The organism is Sinorhizobium glycinis, assembly GCF_001651865.1.
Taxonomy (GTDB): domain Bacteria; phylum Pseudomonadota; class Alphaproteobacteria; order Rhizobiales; family Rhizobiaceae; genus Sinorhizobium; species Sinorhizobium glycinis.
The window spans coordinates 833,512-849,259 of record NZ_LPUX01000064.1; the positions used below are offsets into that span (position 1 = coordinate 833,512).

16 protein-coding genes are annotated in these 15,748 nt (G+C 63.5%); 7 read left to right on the plus strand and 9 right to left on the minus strand.

Annotated elements, in window-relative coordinates; all coding sequences use genetic code 11:
• Positions 1-18 precede the first annotated feature (18 nt).
• The 7 genes from AU381_RS23620 to AU381_RS23650 all read left to right on the plus strand — a co-directional run bounded on the left by AU381_RS23620 (position 19) and on the right by AU381_RS23650 (position 7,127).
• Positions 19-795 carry a FadR/GntR family transcriptional regulator gene (locus AU381_RS23620; protein ID WP_064244130.1) on the plus strand — a complete coding sequence of 259 codons (777 nt, stop codon included), beginning with the start codon at positions 19-21 and terminating at the stop codon, positions 793-795.
• Between the two features lie 33 nt (positions 796-828).
• Entirely contained in the window at positions 829-1,812 is a 984-nt protein-coding gene (gene denD / locus AU381_RS23625; protein WP_064244131.1) for a D-erythronate dehydrogenase, read from the plus strand.
• Between the two features lies 1 nt (position 1,813).
• Complete coding sequence (locus tag AU381_RS23630) at positions 1,814-2,590, plus strand: SDR family oxidoreductase (RefSeq protein ID WP_064244132.1); 777 nt, start codon at positions 1,814-1,816, stop codon at positions 2,588-2,590.
• A 69-nt stretch (positions 2,591-2,659) separates the two neighbouring features.
• A complete protein-coding gene (locus tag AU381_RS23635) occupies positions 2,660-3,727 on the plus strand; it encodes an ABC transporter ATP-binding protein (RefSeq protein ID WP_064244133.1) in 1,068 nt (355 codons plus the stop codon).
• 148 nt (positions 3,728-3,875) lie between these two features.
• Entirely contained in the window at positions 3,876-5,180 is a 1,305-nt protein-coding gene (locus AU381_RS23640) for an ABC transporter substrate-binding protein (RefSeq protein WP_064244134.1), read from the plus strand.
• Positions 5,181-5,278: 98 nt separating this feature from the next.
• Positions 5,279-6,211: a carbohydrate ABC transporter permease gene (locus AU381_RS23645; RefSeq protein ID WP_064244135.1), complete on the plus strand. Its 933-nt coding sequence runs from the start codon at positions 5,279-5,281 to the stop codon at positions 6,209-6,211.
• Between the two features lie 16 nt (positions 6,212-6,227).
• The gene (locus AU381_RS23650; RefSeq protein ID WP_064244136.1) at positions 6,228-7,127 is read left to right on the plus strand and encodes a carbohydrate ABC transporter permease; all 900 of its coding nucleotides are present in this window, start codon (positions 6,228-6,230) and stop codon (positions 7,125-7,127) included.
• On the opposite strand, the gene AU381_RS23655 is transcribed toward AU381_RS23650, so the two are convergent.
• From AU381_RS23655 to AU381_RS23695, 9 genes are all read right to left on the minus strand, one after another.
• Positions 7,117-7,791 carry a DUF6064 family protein gene (locus tag AU381_RS23655; protein WP_064244137.1) on the minus strand — a complete coding sequence of 225 codons (675 nt, stop codon included), beginning with the start codon at positions 7,789-7,791 and terminating at the stop codon, positions 7,117-7,119. The two genes, AU381_RS23650 and AU381_RS23655, sit on opposite strands and share 11 nt — an antisense overlap.
• 34 nt (positions 7,792-7,825) lie before the next feature.
• Entirely contained in the window at positions 7,826-8,743 is a 918-nt protein-coding gene (locus tag AU381_RS23660) for an aldo/keto reductase (RefSeq protein ID WP_064244138.1), read from the minus strand.
• 105 nt (positions 8,744-8,848) lie between these two features.
• Positions 8,849-9,331: a VOC family protein gene (locus AU381_RS23665; RefSeq protein ID WP_064244139.1), complete on the minus strand. Its 483-nt coding sequence runs from the start codon at positions 9,329-9,331 to the stop codon at positions 8,849-8,851.
• A 165-nt stretch (positions 9,332-9,496) separates the two neighbouring features.
• Positions 9,497-9,907, minus strand: a complete 411-nt coding sequence (locus AU381_RS23670) for a hypothetical protein (RefSeq protein WP_064244140.1) — start codon at positions 9,905-9,907, stop codon at positions 9,497-9,499.
• Between the two features lie 276 nt (positions 9,908-10,183).
• Entirely contained in the window at positions 10,184-11,095 is a 912-nt protein-coding gene (locus AU381_RS23675; RefSeq protein ID WP_064244141.1) for an SMP-30/gluconolactonase/LRE family protein, read from the minus strand.
• A gap of 16 nt (positions 11,096-11,111) precedes the next feature.
• Positions 11,112-12,062, minus strand: a complete 951-nt coding sequence (locus tag AU381_RS23680) for an ABC transporter permease (protein WP_064244142.1) — start codon at positions 12,060-12,062, stop codon at positions 11,112-11,114.
• Entirely contained in the window at positions 12,059-13,006 is a 948-nt protein-coding gene (locus tag AU381_RS23685; protein WP_064244143.1) for an ABC transporter permease, read from the minus strand. The genes AU381_RS23680 and AU381_RS23685 overlap by 4 nt, the downstream gene beginning before the upstream one ends.
• Positions 13,003-14,457, minus strand: a complete 1,455-nt coding sequence (locus tag AU381_RS23690) for a sugar ABC transporter ATP-binding protein (protein ID WP_064244144.1) — start codon at positions 14,455-14,457, stop codon at positions 13,003-13,005. The genes AU381_RS23685 and AU381_RS23690 overlap by 4 nt, the downstream gene beginning before the upstream one ends.
• Positions 14,458-14,527: 70 nt before the next feature.
• On the minus strand, positions 14,528-15,544 hold the full coding sequence (locus AU381_RS23695) for an ABC transporter substrate-binding protein (RefSeq protein ID WP_064244145.1): 1,017 nt from the start codon (positions 15,542-15,544) through the stop codon (positions 14,528-14,530).
• Positions 15,545-15,748 lie beyond the last annotated feature (204 nt).

Genomic DNA, 15,748 nt, shown 5'->3' on the forward strand with positions numbered 1-15,748 from the left:
AGTGGAGGAGTGGCGCCGATGACTGGCAGTCCGATACTCACGCAGATGCCGAAGGTGGGGCGCAGCCTCGACCGCCGTACGGCGCGTGAGGTGATTGCCGACAAGCTGATGGTTCTGGTGGCCACCAATATGTTGCGACCCGGCGACGAACTGCCGGGGGAGCGGGAACTCGCCAACGTCCTCCATGTCAGCCGCGAGACCGTGCGCGGTGCCATCCAGACGCTGGCGGCGCGCGGTATCATCGAAGTCTCGCAGGGAAGCCGAAGCCGCGTTGCCGATGTCGATCTCAGCGACGTCACCGTGACGATCGCCTCGCCGAACGCCATCGACAGCTACGACCTCGAAGACGTCCATGCGGCACGCCTGCACATAGAGCTCAAGGTGGTTGGCGATGCCGCCACGCACATCGACGAGGAGGCGCTGAAGAAGCTCGAAAGCCTGCTCGACGCACAAAAACTCTGCGGCGACGACGCGATGCGTTTCCTCATCTGCGACCGCGAATTCCACGTGGCGATCTACAGGGCATGCGGCAATCCGCTGCTCTCGGATTTCGTCACCGACCTCTATACTTACATGATGGACTACCGGCGCAGCGCCATGTCGCGCCCGGGTGCGATCGAGGCAAGCTACAAGGATCACAGCGAAATCGTCGAGGCGCTGCGGCGGCACGACCGCGAAGCGGTGGTGGCGGCCTTTCACCAGCATCTCATGCGCATCTATCGGACGACGAGGGAACTGCTCGTCGACGGAAACGGCAGGAAACAGAAACAGAAGGGCACGCGCAACCCGGAGTGACCGGGTGTGGCAAACGGAGGAGGTTCGCCGCGAATGCATGTCATGATCATCGGTGCGGCCGGCATGATCGGCCGGAAACTCGTCGAGAAACTGGCGGCCGAGCCGGACGCCCTCGGGTATGAGATCAGCCGGCTTACTCTTGTCGATGTCATCGAGCCGCCGGTTCCTGTGGCCTATTCCGCGGTCTCGACGGCCTTGGCGCTCGATCTCTCGACGGAAGGAAGCGCCGAGCAGCTTGTCGCGACTAGGCCGGACGTCATCTTCCACCTTGCGGCGATCGTTTCGGGCGAGGCGGAGGCGGATTTCGACAAGGGTTACCGCGTCAATCTCGACGGTACGCGAGCGCTCTTCGAGGCGATCCGCCGCGAGGGTCAACGCGAGCGCTATGTCCCGCGGCTCGTCTTCGCCTCCTCGATCGCCGTCTTCGGCCAGCCTTTCCCTGAAAAGATAGGCGACGAGTTCTTTACGACTCCGCTGACGAGCTACGGCACGCAGAAAGCCATCTGCGAATTGCTGCTTGCCGACTATTCGCGGCGCGGCCTCTTCGACGGCATCGGCATCCGCCTGCCGACCATCTGCATCCGGCCGGGCAAGCCGAACAAGGCGGCCTCCGGCTTCTTCTCCAACATCCTGCGCGAGCCGCTCGCCGGTCAGGAGGCCGTTCTGCCGGTCGATGAGAACGTCCGGCACTGGTTCGCAAGTCCGCGTTCGGCCGTCGGCTTCTTCGTCCACGCGGCGCGAATGGACACAGGCCGGATCGGGCCGCGGCGCAACCTGACCATGCCGGGCCTGTCGGCGCTCGTCGGCGAGGAGATCGAAGCGCTGAAGCGGCTTGCCGGCCCGAAGGCGGCAAGCCTCATCCGCCGCGAACCGGATCCGGTCATCGCCGCGATCGTCGCCGGCTGGCCGACGAATTTCGATGCGCGCCGTGCTCGTGAACTGGGCTTTACGGCCGAGAGCAGCTTCGACGAGATCATCCGCATCCATATCGAGGACGAACTCGGGGGGAAGGCCTGACATGACAGAGGGCAGGAGACCGGGCGAGGGCAAGATCGCGCTGGTGACGGGCGGCGGGTCCGGCGTCGGGCGCGGAATCGCCAGGGGATTGAGTGCCGAGGGCTACGTCCTCGTCATCACCGGGCGTCGTCCGGATGTGCTTGAGGCGGCGGCGGCGGAAATCGCAGCCGGCACCGGCGGCATCGTTCGGGCGATCACCTGCGATGTCGGCGACCCCGGCCAGGTTGCGGCGTTGTTCGGTGCGATCCGGACCGAGTTCGGGCGGCTCGACCTGTTGGTCAACAATGCCGGTTCGACAGTGCCGCCGGTGCCGCTCGAAGAGGTCACCTTCGAGCAGTGGAGCGGAATTCTTGCCGCGAACCTGACCGGCGCCTTTCTCTGCACCCAGCAGGCGTTTCGGCTGATGAAGACGCAGGAGCCGCGCGGCGGGCGGATCATCAACAACGGCTCGATCTCGGCGACGACGCCCCGGCCCAACTCGGCGCCCTACTCGTCAACCAAGCATGCGATCACCGGGCTTACCAAGTCGACGGCGCTCGACGGACGGCCATTCGATATTGCCTGCGGGCAGATCGATATCGGTAATGCCGCAACCGACATGACGCAGAAGATGAGCAGCGGCGTACTGCAGGCCAACGGCGAGATTGCTGCGGAGCCGACCATTCCGGTCGAGCATGTCGCCGAGGCCGTCGTCTACATGGCAAGCCTGCCGCTTTCGGCAAACGTGCTGACGATGACGGTGATGGCGACGAAGATGCCGCTGGTCGGCCGCGGATAGGATCAAAGCCTTTGCCCGTCCACTGGAGGGATGGGGCGGAGGCAGGAATGAGTTCTGGGAGGAACGTAAATGGCAGGCGTGGATTTTGTCGATGTCCGGAAATCCTTCGGGACTGTCCCCATCATCAAGGGCGTGAACATCGAAATCGACGACGGCGAGTTCGTCATTCTCGTCGGTCCGTCCGGCTGCGGAAAGTCGACCTTGCTGCGGATGCTCGCGGGGCTCGAGAACATCACGGCGGGAGAAATCCGCATCGGCGACCGCGTTGTCAACCGGCTGCCGCCGAAGGATCGCGACATCGCCATGGTATTCCAGAATTACGCGCTCTATCCGCATATGACGGTCGCCGACAACATGGCTTTCTCGCTGATGCTGGCAAACAAACCGAAGGCGGAGATCGACAAACGGGTTGGCGTTGCGGCGGACATTCTGGGGCTCTCGAAACTGCTCGACCGCTATCCGCGTCAGCTGTCCGGCGGCCAGCGCCAGCGCGTCGCCATGGGCCGGGCGATCGTGCGCGACCCGCAGGTGTTCCTGTTCGACGAGCCGCTTTCCAACCTCGATGCGAAGCTGCGCGTTGCGATGCGCGCCGAGATCAAGGAACTGCACCAGCGGCTGAAGACGACGACGGTTTATGTCACCCACGACCAGATCGAGGCGATGACCATGGCCGACAAGATCGTCGTCATGCATGACGGCATCGTCGAGCAGATCGGCGCGCCGCTCGAGCTTTACGACCATCCGGCCAATCTCTTCGTCGCCGGCTTCATCGGTTCGCCGGCCATGAACATGATCCGCGGCCGGCTGCACCCGGAAGACCCGACCGCCTTCATGACCGCGGACGGCACGGCGCTTCCCGTCGCCCGGCCAAGTGCCGCCGCCCGGAGCCGTGACCTCGTCTATGGGCTCAGGCCCGAATACATGTCGCTCGACCCGAACGGGCTGCCCGCCGAGGTCGTGGTGATCGAGCCGACCGGCTACGAGACGCAGATGATCGCCAGGCTCGGCGGCAACGACGTGACCTGTGTCTTTCGCGAGCGGGTAACTGCCAAGCCCGGCGAGACGATCCGCCTCAAGATCGACGGCGCGCATGTTCATCTGTTCGACGCTGAGACCGGACAACGATTGTTCGACTGACGCCCGTCCGGGAGGAGGAAGGGGAGGAGCCTTCCTTTGCCGCACGGGCGATGCCGGGGCAATCGCCGGCATCGGGGTCGCGGCATTCGCCAAGCGGGACGGCGAATGCCGGGAAGATTTGCTCCCGCTGTTTCAAGGAGGAGTACCAATGCCGATAAAGAGACGTGATTTCCTCGCGACCTCCGCCGCCCTTGCCGGCGCCGTGGGTCTTGGCATCCGCCCGACCTTCGCGCAGGCCGAACCGAGCTACAAGCCGGAAGAGGGTGCGAGCCTCAGGCTGCTGAGATGGACGCCCTTCGTGAAAGGCGACGAGGACGCCTGGCTTGCCAACACCAAGAAGTTCACCGAGGCAACCGGCGTCGAGGTCCGCATCGACAAGGAAAGCTGGGAAGATATTCGCCCCAAGGCCGCCGTTGCCGCGAATGTCGGCTCCGGCCCGGACATGGTGATGTGCTGGTTCGACGACGCGCATCAGTATCCGGACAAGCTCGTCGATATGACGGAGCTCGCCAACTACCTCGGCAACAAATATGGCGGCTGGTATGATGGCGTGAAAGGCTATGCGACCCGCGGCGACAAGTTCATCGCCATGCCGCTGACGGCGATCGGCAACGCCGTCTGCTACCGCGACAGCCACATGAAGGCGGCGGGCTTCAGCGAATTCCCGAAGGATAACGCTGGCTTTCTCGAGCTCTGCAAGGCGATGAAGGCCAAGGGCACTCCGGCCGGCTTCCCGCACGGCAAGGCGGTCGGCGACGGCAACAACTACGCCCACTGGCTGCTCTGGAGCCACGGCGGCAAGATGGTCGACGAAAGCGGCAAGGTGACCATCAACAGTCCGGAGACGCTGGCGGCGATCAACTACGCCAAGCAGCTCTACGAGACCTTCATTCCGGGCACGGAAAGCTGGCTCGACATCAACAACAACCGCGCCTTCCTCGCCGGCCAGGTCTCGCTGACGGCGAACGGCGTGTCGCTCTACTACGCTGCCAAGAAGGATGCGGCGCTTGCCGAGCTGGCTGCGGATATCCGTACGACGAACTTCCCGATCGGCCCGGTCGGCCAGAGCGTCGAGCTGCACCAGACAAGTTCGATCCTGCTCTTCAACCACAGCAAATACCCGGAAGCGGCAAAGGCCTACATCAAGTTCATGATGGAAGCCGAGCAGATGAACGCCTGGATTCAGGGGTCTAGCGCCTATTGCTGCCAGCCGCTGAAGGCCTTTGCCAACAACCCGGTCTGGACCTCCGATCCGATCCACGCGCCCTATGCCAAGGCCTCCGAGACTCTGCGTCCGAACGGCTATGCCGGTCCGCTCGGCTACGCCTCGGCAGGCGTCATGGCCGACTATGTGCTGGTCGACATGTTCGCGACCGCGGTAACCGGCCAGATGACGCCCGAGGACGCCGTCATCGAGGCCGAACGGCGGGCCAACCGCTACTACCGCGTCTGATTTCCCGTGGCGGCCTGTCGGCCGCCACGTCCACCGACGAGGCCGGCGGTAAGGCCGCCGGCTCAATATCTGAACCCATTCCAGGCCGGAGAAATTCGATGTCGATCACGTCGTCCGGAAAGCCGCCATCCGCCATGGCATCGCTGATGCAGAACAACAACGTGCTCGGCCTGCTCTTCATGCTGCCGGCCGCCGTTTTTCTCATCTGCTTTCTCACCTATCCGCTGGGGCTCGGCGTCTGGCTCGGCTTCACCGACACGCGCATCGGCCGCGACGGCATCTTCATCGGGCTCGAGAACTACGTGTTCCTGGCGCGCGATTCGGTCTTCTGGCTCTCGGTCTTCAACACGCTGCTTTACACCTTCGTGGCGTCGATCCTGAAGTTCGCGCTCGGCCTGTGGCTGGCGCTTCTGCTCAACGAGAACCTGCCGTTCAAGTCCTTCTTCCGCGCCATCGTGCTGCTGCCCTGGGTCGTGCCGACGGTGCTTTCGGCGCTCGCCTTCTGGTGGATCTACGATTCGCAGTTCTCGATCATTTCCTGGTCGCTGATGCAGCTCGGCCTGATCGACGGACCGATCAACTTCCTCGGCGACCCGACCAATGCGCGCGCCTCGGTCATTGCCGCCAATGTCTGGCGCGGCATCCCCTTCGTGGCGATCTCGCTGCTCGCCGGGCTGCAGACGATCCCGGCGTCGCTGCAGGAGGCTGCCTCGCTCGACGGCGCCACCAGCTGGCAGCGTTTCCGATACGTCACGCTTCCGATGCTGACGCCGATCATCGCCGTGGTGATGACCTTCTCGGTGCTCTTCACCTTCACCGATTTCCAGCTCATCTACGTGCTGACCAAGGGCGGGCCGGTGAATGCCACCCATCTGATGGCGACGCTATCCTTCCAACGCGGCATTCCGGGCGGCCAGCTCGGCGAGGGGGCTGCGATCGCCGTCGCCATGGTGCCCTTCCTGCTCGCCGCCATCATGTTCAGCTTCTTCGGCCTGCAACGCCGCAAATGGCAGCAGGGTGGACAGGACTGAGATCGGGAGAGACAAGATGAACACGACCACGAGAATAGAAGACGAGGTCCTCACCGATACCGCCGAGGGCATGAGCTATCTCAACCGCCTGCCGCGCCGGATCGTCACCCTCTATCTGCCGATGGCGGTCTTCGTCTTCGTGCTGCTCTTCCCGTTCTACTGGATGGCGATCACGGCGGTGAAGCCGAACTCACAGCTCACCGACTACAACAATTACAGCCCCTTCTGGGTGGTCGGCCCGACGCTCGATCACATCAAGTATCTGCTCTTCGAGACCTCCTATCCGGGCTGGCTGTGGAACACGATGCTCGTCGCCCTTGGCTCGACGATCCTGTCGCTGGCGGCGTCGATCTTCGCGGCCTATGCGATCGAGCGGGTGCGCTTCACCGGCTCGCGCCCGGTCGGGCTGATGATCTTCCTCGCCTATCTGGTGCCGCCGTCGATCCTGTTCATTCCGCTCGCCTTCATCGTCTTCAAGTTCGGCATCTACGATTCCAAGCTGGCGCTGATCTTCACATATCCGACCTTCCTCATTCCCTTCTGCACCTGGCTGCTGATGGGTTATTTCCGCTCGATCCCGTTCGAGCTGGAGGAAAGCGCCCTGGTGGACGGGGCGACGCGCTGGCAGATCCTTATCCGGATCATCCTGCCGCTCGCCGTTCCGGGATTGATTTCGGCCGGCATCTTCGCCTTCACGCTGTCGTGGAACGAGTTCATCTATGCGCTGACCTTCATCCAATCATCGGAGAACAAGACGGTGCCGGTCGGCGTGCTGACGGAGCTGGTGCGTGGCGACGTGTTCGAATGGGGCGCGCTGATGGCCGGGGCGCTGTTCGGTTCGCTGCCGGTGGTCATCCTCTACTCGTTCTTCGTCGACTACTACGTCTCGTCGATGACAGGCGCTGTCAAGGAGTGACTTTCTCGAAGAACCGGCCCGCCAGCAGAAGCACGAGGGTTGCGACGATGACGGCGAAAGGCGCCAAGGCGCCCAGGTCGTCCATGGCCCAAAGGGTGAGCCCGCTATAGACACACCACACGATCGGGATGGGCAGAAGCAGCCACAGCCTTCTCTGACCGACGATCAGCATGGCGCCGAATGTGGTCGCAACCGTCGGATCCGGCATCATCCCGAAGGTTTCCGCCGTGGCGGGCGGACGGCCTGCCACAAGCGCGATGAATGGATAGACGAGCAGGCCGCACACCGCGAGGCCGATGCCGCCGTGATGACGCAGGCCGCCTGCGTAGGTGGGCGAGCGGGGCAGGAGGGCGGCCATAACCAGCAGTCCCGCCTGTGCGAAGAAGGCGGCGGCAGCATAGGACATCGCCCAGTTGATGCTGGCATAGCGCGTCCACAAGAACTGCCAGGCGCAGAAGGCCCATGCCAGGGAGAAGAGCGGGAGAACCGCAGCCCGGGCGCGGGGAGCTTGGAGGGCTGCCGGAACCAGCAGGAAAAGCGCGCCTGCGATGAAGACAAGCTGAAGCGGCCAGAATTCCTGGTTGTAGCGCTCGATGAGGCGGAAATAGACGCGCGGCGAGAACATCAGGAAGTCGGTGAGCGTGTAGGTCCCCCATTCGGACATCAGCCAAGCTTCCCGTCAGGAGCCGAGCGGCCGCTCACAGCGCTTCCACATAGTCGATCATGCGCCGGCGCAGCTTCTCGCCAGGTAGCGTCCCGCCTGCGGCCTCGAGGTTTTCACGCACGTGATCGACCCGGGTGGTCGCCGGGATGACGCAGGTGACCGCCGGATGGGAGATGATGAATTTCAGGAGGAACTGGGCCCAGTTGCGGGCGCCCGTCTCGGTGAGCCAACCCGGCAGCGGCTCGTCCTCGAGCTCACGGATCAGGTCCCCCTCCCGGAACGGCCGGTTGGCGATGACGGCGATGCGTTTTTCCCGGGCCAGCGGCAGAATGCGCGACTCGATCTCGCGGTCGAGGATATTGTAGGTCGCCTGGACGAAGTCGATCGGCTGGCTCGCCATGACCTTCTCGATCTCGCGATGCCTGCGCCCTTCGGATGTCGTGATGCCGACATAGCGCAACTGTCCTGCCGCCTTCATTTCAAGGAGTACCGGCAGGTGTTCTTCCCAGGAGACGAGATTGTGGACCTGCATGAGATCGAACTTGTCGACGCCCCAATGGGCGCGCGACGCCGCGATCTGCGCGCCTCCCTGTCCGGGGTCCGATATCCAGACCTTCTCGGCGGAAAACAGGCGCTCTGGATAGCCGAGCTTGCGGAGACCGTAACCGATCGTCGGCTGCGAGGAGCTGTACATCGGCGAGGAATCGATCATGCGGCCGCCGCCCTCGAAGAAGGCGGCCATCACCGCGGCGCATTCCTCCATGAGGACCGGATCGTCGCCGACATTGAAGGTGATCCAGGTGCCGAGACCGACCACCGGTATCGGTTCTCCGCTTGAGGGAATCGGCCTGGTGAGAATGCCTGCCGGCTGGCCAAGAGCCAGCCGCGGCGCGAACGGCAGCAATGCGCCGATGCCAAGCCCCTGAACGGTCGCGCGCCGAGTGATTGCCATCGGGTCGCCCCTTCTCAAAGCTTTGCGGGATCGGGTTGATAATGAACCTGCTTGCGACGGCGCTGAAGCCACGAAGTCGTGATCGAAAGAATCGCTGCCAGGCTCTCAGTCTCTCCCGTTGAAGGCGCGTTCGAGCGCGTCGATGTCGAGCTTCACCATGCCGAGCATGACCTCGGTTGCGCGTCTGGCCCGATCGCGGTCGGGACTGGAGATCATCTCGCCCAAGACCCGCGGTACGATTTGCCAGCAGAGGCCCCAGCGGTCCTTCAGCCAGCCGCATTGTTCGGCTTCGCCGCCATTGGCGAGGAAGGCGTCCCAGATACGATCGATCTCCTGCTGGCTGTCGCACTCGACCAGAATCGAAAAGGCATGGTTGAAGGGATCGAAAGGCCCGGCTTCGAGCGCGATGAAATTCTGGCCGTCCAATGTGAATTCGATGACCTTGACGCTGTCCGGGGGGCCGCTCGGTGTCTCCGCGGGAACCGTTGTCTCGCCCGCAATGGCCGAGTTCGGGATGATCGAGACGTAGAAGTCGACGGCTTCGCGGGCCTGCTCTGCGAACCACAAATGAGAGACGATCCTGGGCATCGAATGAACTCCTCTGGCATGTCCAACGACATGAAGACGTGCCGCCGTGCTCTCATCCGACAGCTCGGCTTACAAAAAAGCACGCTTGGAGCAGAGGCCGCGGCTGTCGCTGTATCAGGCTCGTGGATCGCGAATTTGCCGATCGTGCCAGAGTTACCGAAGATGTTACCAGGACCGCCAGCCGCTCGACCAATAACGCTCCTTCAGTTCGCTCAAACGATCCTCGATGTCGGAGATGACATCGTCGATGCGCGAGGTGCGCCGCATGTACCAGGAGGGCCGACTGGTGCTTGCCAGGATCAAGCCGATGAGGCCGACCAGGGCGATCGCCGTCCAGGCGGGATGCTCCCGCGCCACTTCTCCGGCCCTGCGGCCCGTATCCATGACCGTGTTTGCCACGGCTCTGCCGGAAGGAATGCCGAGGTCGGAGAGCGTGTCTTTCAACGCGTTGACCTGCTCACGCAGCCACTTGACCTCGTCCTCCATGCTCTTCTGGTTCTGAACGCCGACCGCGCCGGTCTTGGTATCGACGACGCCGCGCGGAACTGCGGAACCGATTGATTTCTCCTGTGCCATTTGCTGATCCTCCATATCTGGGCCCGTGAGGTGTCCCCGAGAGGAAAACGACGGCCGGCCCTTGGAGTTCCTTTGCATGAACGGACGGCGCGGCGGCATGCAGCCAGGGTGCTGACGGTTCAAGCTCGATTTCGCCAGTTGCAAGTGCGATGTCGCCGGTGAGGATGCCGGCCGCCTTGCCCTGGGATGGATGCGGCGGAGCGCCGCCTCCACCGCTGCCTGCACCTCCGGCGCGCCGTGCATCACTCTTGTCGATCATTTCGCCGGGTGATTTGACTACGGCACCTGGGCACCGGTGGCTGTGACGTAGATCGAATAGACCGAAGTCGTGGCAGTGATGAAGAGACGATTGCGGCGCAGGCCGCCGAAAGTCAGGTTCGCGACGGTCTGCGGGACGAGAATCTTGCCGATCAGCGTACCGCTCGGGGCGAAGCAATGCACGCCGTCACCGGCGCTCGACCAGATATTTCCCGCCATGTCCGTCCGTACGCCATCCGGAATGCCGTTGTCGATGGAGGCGAAAACGCGGCTGTTGGTCAGCCGGCCGTTGACCACATCGAATGCGCGGATATGGCGTGGCAGGCTCTCGTCATGGCTCGCGCCGGAGTCTGCGACATAGAGCGTCTTTTCATCCGGTGAGAATGCCAGCCCGTTCGGCTGGTTGAAGTCGGTGGCGACGGCTTGTAGTTCGCCGGTATGTGGATCGAGCCGATAGACGTTTCGGGTCGTCTGCTCCGGCTCTGCCCTAAAACCCTCGTAGTCGGAAAGAATGCCGTAGCTCGGGTCGGTGAACCAGATCGTGTCGTCGGAGCGGACGACGACGTCGTTGGGCGAGTTGAGGCGTTTGCCCTGATAGCTCTCCGCCATGACGGTGATCGAGCCGTCGATTTCGGTACGGGTCACCCGCCGCGTCCCGTGCTCGCAGGAAATCAGTCGCCCTTGCCGGTCACGTGTGTGCCCGTTGGCGAAGTTTGACGGTTGGCGGAAGATGGAGACTCCACTTTCCGGTGTCCAGCGCAGCATGCGCTGGTTCGGAATGTCGCTCCAGACGAGCTGGTTGGCATCGCTGAACCAGACCGGCCCTTCCGCCCAACGGCAACCGGTATGGAGCTCTTCCAGGCGGGCGCTGCCGACGATCAAGCGGGCGAAGTGTGGATCGTGAATTTCGTAAATGGAGTTGTTGGTCATGCGGACCGCCCTCGAACTAACGCGCGCCTGGCTGTCGGCCGCCTGCGAGCATAATGACGCTGATGATGATGAGCCCCGTCATGATCAGGCGGATGCCTGCGCCGAGGCCATAGGTGTTGAGCATGGAGACGACGAGGTACATGAAGAGCGAGGCGCCCCAGATGCCCGGCACATTGGAATCGCCGCCGGCGACCGCCGTGCCGCCGAGAACAACGACGGCGATCGACATGAGCAGATACTCCGAACCCATGTTGAGAGCCGCACCGCCCGAGAAGCAGGCGAGCAGATAACCGGCCAGCGCGGCGAGAACGGCGCAGAACACGTAGGTTACGAAGCGGGTGCCGTCGACCGGAATGCCGGCCATCCTGGCCGCCGGCATGCTCTGGCCGATCGCGGAAATCCAGCGCCCGTAAATGGTCCTTTCGAGCAGGAACCAGGCGCCGAGTGAGATGAGGAGCGCGATGATGGCGACGTTCGGCACGCCCAGCGTACCCGAAGTCGTGAACTCCGCCAGGAAACCGGGCGGCTTGATGCGCAGGCCCCGATTGGTCCAGATCGCCGCCGACTGGACGATGAAGCTCATCGATAGCGTTGCGATGATCGGCGGAATGCGCAGAGCCTTTATGAGCCCGTAGTTCAAGAGGCCCACCGCGACCCCGATCAGCACGGCGACAACCAGTCCCGGCAGGATCATGCCGTTGTCGACGTCCATCAGCTTCAGCGACACCGTGCCCGCGAGCGTCATCGTCGAGGGCACGGAGAGGTCGACATTGCCGGGGCCGAGCGTGATGACGAACATCTGGCCGATCCCGACGATGATGGAGAAGGCTGCGAAAGTGAGCGCTGCCTGTGTCAGCCCGAGCGTGCTTGCGCCGCCGGTGACGATGATGGTGGCGAACCAGACCAGGAAGACCGCGACCCATGACCATATCCAGGGCCTTCGGGAGAGGCGCTCAAGCGTTTTCATCGCCCCGTCTCCCCGCTCTCGATGCGATTGAGAAGCAGACGCAGCGCCAGAACGACGATGAGGATCGCTCCCTGCGCTCCAATTTGCCAATCAGGCGAGATCCGCAGGAATGACAGGAACGAACCGGCAAGCGTCAGCGTCAAGGCGCCGATCACCGCCCCGACAGGCGAGACGCGCCCGCCGATGAACTCGCCGCCGCCCAGGATGACGCCGGCGATCGAAAGGAGCGTGTAGCGGAGCGCGATGTTCGCGTCGGCCGAGGTCGTGAGACCGACGAGGGCAATTCCCGCGAGGACGGCGAAGATCCCGGCGAGGCCATAGGCTCCGGCGCGCGTGGCAAGCACGGACCAGCCCGCCCGTTCGACTGAACGCTCGTTGCCGCCGACACCGCGGATCACCACCCCGAGAGAGGAACGCATGACGATGAGATGCGCGAGAATGGCGATGGCGATGCTCGCGACGATCGCCATCGGGGCTATCGGTGGCTTCATCGTCATCAGCGCGCGGACCCAGTCCGGAGCCTGTCCGCCGGGCGCCGGCAGCAACAGGACGGCAAGACCCGCCCAGACGAAACTCATGCCGAGCGACACGACGATCGACGGCAGGTTGCGCAGGTGGATGACGATGCCGAGCACCGAATAGACGATCACGACACCGGCGAGGATGAGCGTGCCGACCAGCGGCGCGTCGCGAAGGAAGGTCGCCGCCACGCAGGCGACGAAACTCACGAAGGAGCCCATCGAAAGGTCGAGGTCATTGACTGCCATGATCAGCATCTGGGCGATCGTCGCCAGCGCGATTGGAACGGCCAGATTGAAGAGCAGGTTGAGGCCTATATAGCTCATCGCCCGAGGCTGCAGCCAGAAAACCGCGGCAAGCAGCAGGGTCAGCGCGAGCGCCGGGATTGTCAGCCGGACCGCATCGGCGGAGACCGTCAACCTCATGCCGCTTCCGCCCTGAAGGAGGCGGCGAGAATGTTCTCCTCCGTGACCGCATCGCCTGCAAGCTCGGCGACGATCGCACCCTCCCGAAACACATAGACGCGGTCGCAGAGACAAACTTCCTCCATCTCGGTCGAATACCAGACGAAGGTCCGGCCCTGCGCGGCCTCCTGGCGCACGATCTCGTAAACCTCCTGCTTCGTGCCGACGTCGACCCCGCGCATCGGGTCGTCCATCAGCACTACCGGCGCGCGTGTCGAGAGCGCCCGCGCAAACAGCACCTTCTGCTGGTTGCCGCCCGACAGCGACAGGATGCGGTTGGCCATGTCAGGCGTCCGGATCTCGATACGGCGCTTCCATTCCCCGGCACGCTCCGTCTCCGCGCCTGAATTCACCACGCCGCGCACGGCCAGATCGCCGAGCGAGGCGATGGAGAGATTCTTCAGGATGCTCCACAGTTCGAAGATGCCGTTCAGGCGGCGGTCCCCGGCGACGAAGGCGATGGCAGGATCGCGCCGCGGCAGCCAGTCTGCGCTTGCCGTCGCATGCAGCTTCATCAGCATACGCGTCTGGCCATGTCCGGCGAGCCCGGCAAGGCCGACGATCTCGCCGCGCCTGGCACGGAAGGGCATGCCGCGACCGGTCTGCTCAACGACGACAGGCGCATCGGCAAGGTCGCGCGCCTTGCGGCGATGCGCCTCGCCTTTGACCACGCTGCCCATGGCTTCGACCAGGCTTTGCTCTGTCCAGACGGCGGCCGGCCGTTCGGCAACGATGCGTCCGTCTTTCATGACCACGATGCGGTTCGCCGTCGTGAGGATCTCATGCAGGATGTGGGAAATGAAGATGACCGAACCGCCGGCAGCGACGAAGCGGCGGATATGGGCGAGTAGCCGGTCCGCGAGGCTGGCATCGAGCGACGAGGTCGGCTCGTCGAGGATGATGAGGCGCGGCGTTGTGCCGGCATCCGAGAATGCCATGGCAATCTCAACCATCTGCCGTTCGGCAATCGAGAGGTCGCCAACGGTCCTGTCACTTGCGATTCCATGGCCGGGAAACACCGCATCGAGGCTCCGCTCGACCACTTCCTTCGCGCGTGTCCGCCAGCCGAAGCCGCCCAGATGACGATGCAGGACGCGGGCATTCTCGATGACCGTCAGATTGGGGCAAAGCGACAGCTCCTGGAAGACGCAGCGCACGCCCCGCGCTCGGGCGGCGTTGATGCCGTAGCGCGCCAGGATCTCGCCGTCGCCGCAGATGCTGCCCTGATGCGGCGTCAATCCGCCGTTGATGACACTGACGATCGTTGATTTGCCTGCGCCATTGTGGCCGACAAGGCCCAGGCATTCGCCGGGCATGATCGCCAGCGTCACGCCGTCGAGCGCCTTGACCGCTCCGAAGCTCACCTTGGCGTCGGCAACCTCGATTACTGCCTTCGACCCATTGCCCGTCATTGATGCCGTCTCTGCTCAGTAGGAAATTGTCGCGCGGCCCGGTCAGAACCGCGCGACAGGCTGGGAGGCATTATTTTGCGGCTTCGATGACCTTGATCGCGTCCGCCTGAGAGTATTCGACATTGGCGACGCCGCCCGCCTGCGTGTTGGCGAGGTTCTGCTCCAGATTGTCCTGGTCGATGCGAAGGAAAGGCACCACGAGGTCTTTCTTGACCTCCTTGCCGTCGAGAATCTGCTGTGCGACCCAGAAGGCAAGTGTGGAGACGCCGGGGGCGATGGAGACCGACATGGTTTCATAACCATTCGCGTCCTTCTGCTCCTTCCACCATTTCAGCTCGTCTTCGCGGTTACCCATGACGATGACCGGCATCGGCCGTTTTGCTGCTGCGATCGCTTGGGCCGCGCCGTATCCGTCACCACCCTGCGTCACGACGCCGACGACCTCCGGAAGACTTGGCAGAATGCCGGCGACGGCTTTCTGGGCTACGTCCTGCGCCCAGTCGCCGTGGACCGAGCCAACGACCTTGAACTGCGGAAACTGCTTTACGCCCTCATGGATGCCCGCCGAAATCTCGTCGTCGACGAAAACACCGGCGAGGCCGCGGATCTCGAGCAAGTTGCCGCCTTGCGGCAGTTTCTTGGAGAGATACTCGACCTGGCTGCGGCCCATCTCCTTGAAGTTGACCGCAATGCGCCAGGCGCACGGCTCGGTCACGATGCCGTCGACGGAGACGACCGTGATCCCCGCATCGCAAGCCTCCTTGACCGCACCGTTCAGTGCCGTCGGAGAGGCGGCGTTGAGGACGATCGCGTCATAGCCCTGCAGGATCATGTTCTGGATCTGCGCGGCCTGCTCCGTAGCCTGGTTTTCGGCGGTCGTGAACGGGTCCGCTGCGGCGACGACGCCTGCCTTGACGGCCTCGCTCGTCACCTTGTCCCAGCTCGTGAGCATCGCCTGGCGCCAGGAGTTTCCGGCATAGTTGTTGGATAGTGCGATCTTCTTGCCGGATGTGTCGGCAAGCGCCGATGCCGGCATGGCCGCGCATGCAACGGCCACAGACGCCAGCAGCATCTTACGAAATCTCATGTCTTCCTCCCTCTGGATCCCTTCGTTCGATTGGATCGCTTCCCCGGCCGCGCTACAGCGCCGTGCGCCTTTTCAGACGCACAAAAGGTCGCTGCAGCACTTTGAATTGCTGCATGTTTTTATCCTTGATGATGTGGACGCCCCCGCGCCGGCGGTTGCCGCTATGATGCCGGCCAGTTACCCGCAGCAAAAGAGGAGCGTTGA

Bases quoted from the DNA above. Each gene is read 5' to 3' on its own strand.
- AU381_RS23620 (WP_064244130.1), top strand. From the start codon at position 19: ATGACTGGCAGTCCGATACTCACGCAGATGCCGAAGGTGGGGCGCAGC.
- AU381_RS23635 (WP_064244133.1), top strand. From the start codon at position 2,660: ATGGCAGGCGTGGATTTTGTCGATGTCCGGAAATCCTTCGGGACTGTC.
- AU381_RS23695 (WP_064244145.1), bottom strand. From the start codon at position 15,544: ATGAGATTTCGTAAGATGCTGCTGGCGTCTGTGGCCGTTGCATGCGCG.
- AU381_RS23655 (WP_064244137.1), bottom strand. From the start codon at position 7,791: ATGTCCGAATGGGGGACCTACACGCTCACCGACTTCCTGATGTTCTCG.
- AU381_RS23630 (WP_064244132.1), top strand. From the start codon at position 1,814: ATGACAGAGGGCAGGAGACCGGGCGAGGGCAAGATCGCGCTGGTGACG.
- AU381_RS23665 (WP_064244139.1), bottom strand. From the start codon at position 9,331: ATGCCCAGGATCGTCTCTCATTTGTGGTTCGCAGAGCAGGCCCGCGAA.
- AU381_RS23645 (WP_064244135.1), top strand. From the start codon at position 5,279: ATGTCGATCACGTCGTCCGGAAAGCCGCCATCCGCCATGGCATCGCTG.
- AU381_RS23640 (WP_064244134.1), top strand. From the start codon at position 3,876: ATGCCGATAAAGAGACGTGATTTCCTCGCGACCTCCGCCGCCCTTGCC.
- AU381_RS23690 (WP_064244144.1), bottom strand. From the start codon at position 14,457: ATGACGGGCAATGGGTCGAAGGCAGTAATCGAGGTTGCCGACGCCAAG.
- denD (WP_064244131.1), top strand. From the start codon at position 829: ATGCATGTCATGATCATCGGTGCGGCCGGCATGATCGGCCGGAAACTC.
- AU381_RS23660 (WP_064244138.1), bottom strand. From the start codon at position 8,743: ATGGCAATCACTCGGCGCGCGACCGTTCAGGGGCTTGGCATCGGCGCA.
- AU381_RS23680 (WP_064244142.1), bottom strand. From the start codon at position 12,062: ATGAAAACGCTTGAGCGCCTCTCCCGAAGGCCCTGGATATGGTCATGG.
- AU381_RS23685 (WP_064244143.1), bottom strand. From the start codon at position 13,006: ATGAGGTTGACGGTCTCCGCCGATGCGGTCCGGCTGACAATCCCGGCG.
- AU381_RS23675 (WP_064244141.1), bottom strand. From the start codon at position 11,095: ATGACCAACAACTCCATTTACGAAATTCACGATCCACACTTCGCCCGC.
- AU381_RS23670 (WP_064244140.1), bottom strand. From the start codon at position 9,907: ATGGCACAGGAGAAATCAATCGGTTCCGCAGTTCCGCGCGGCGTCGTC.
- AU381_RS23650 (WP_064244136.1), top strand. From the start codon at position 6,228: ATGAACACGACCACGAGAATAGAAGACGAGGTCCTCACCGATACCGCC.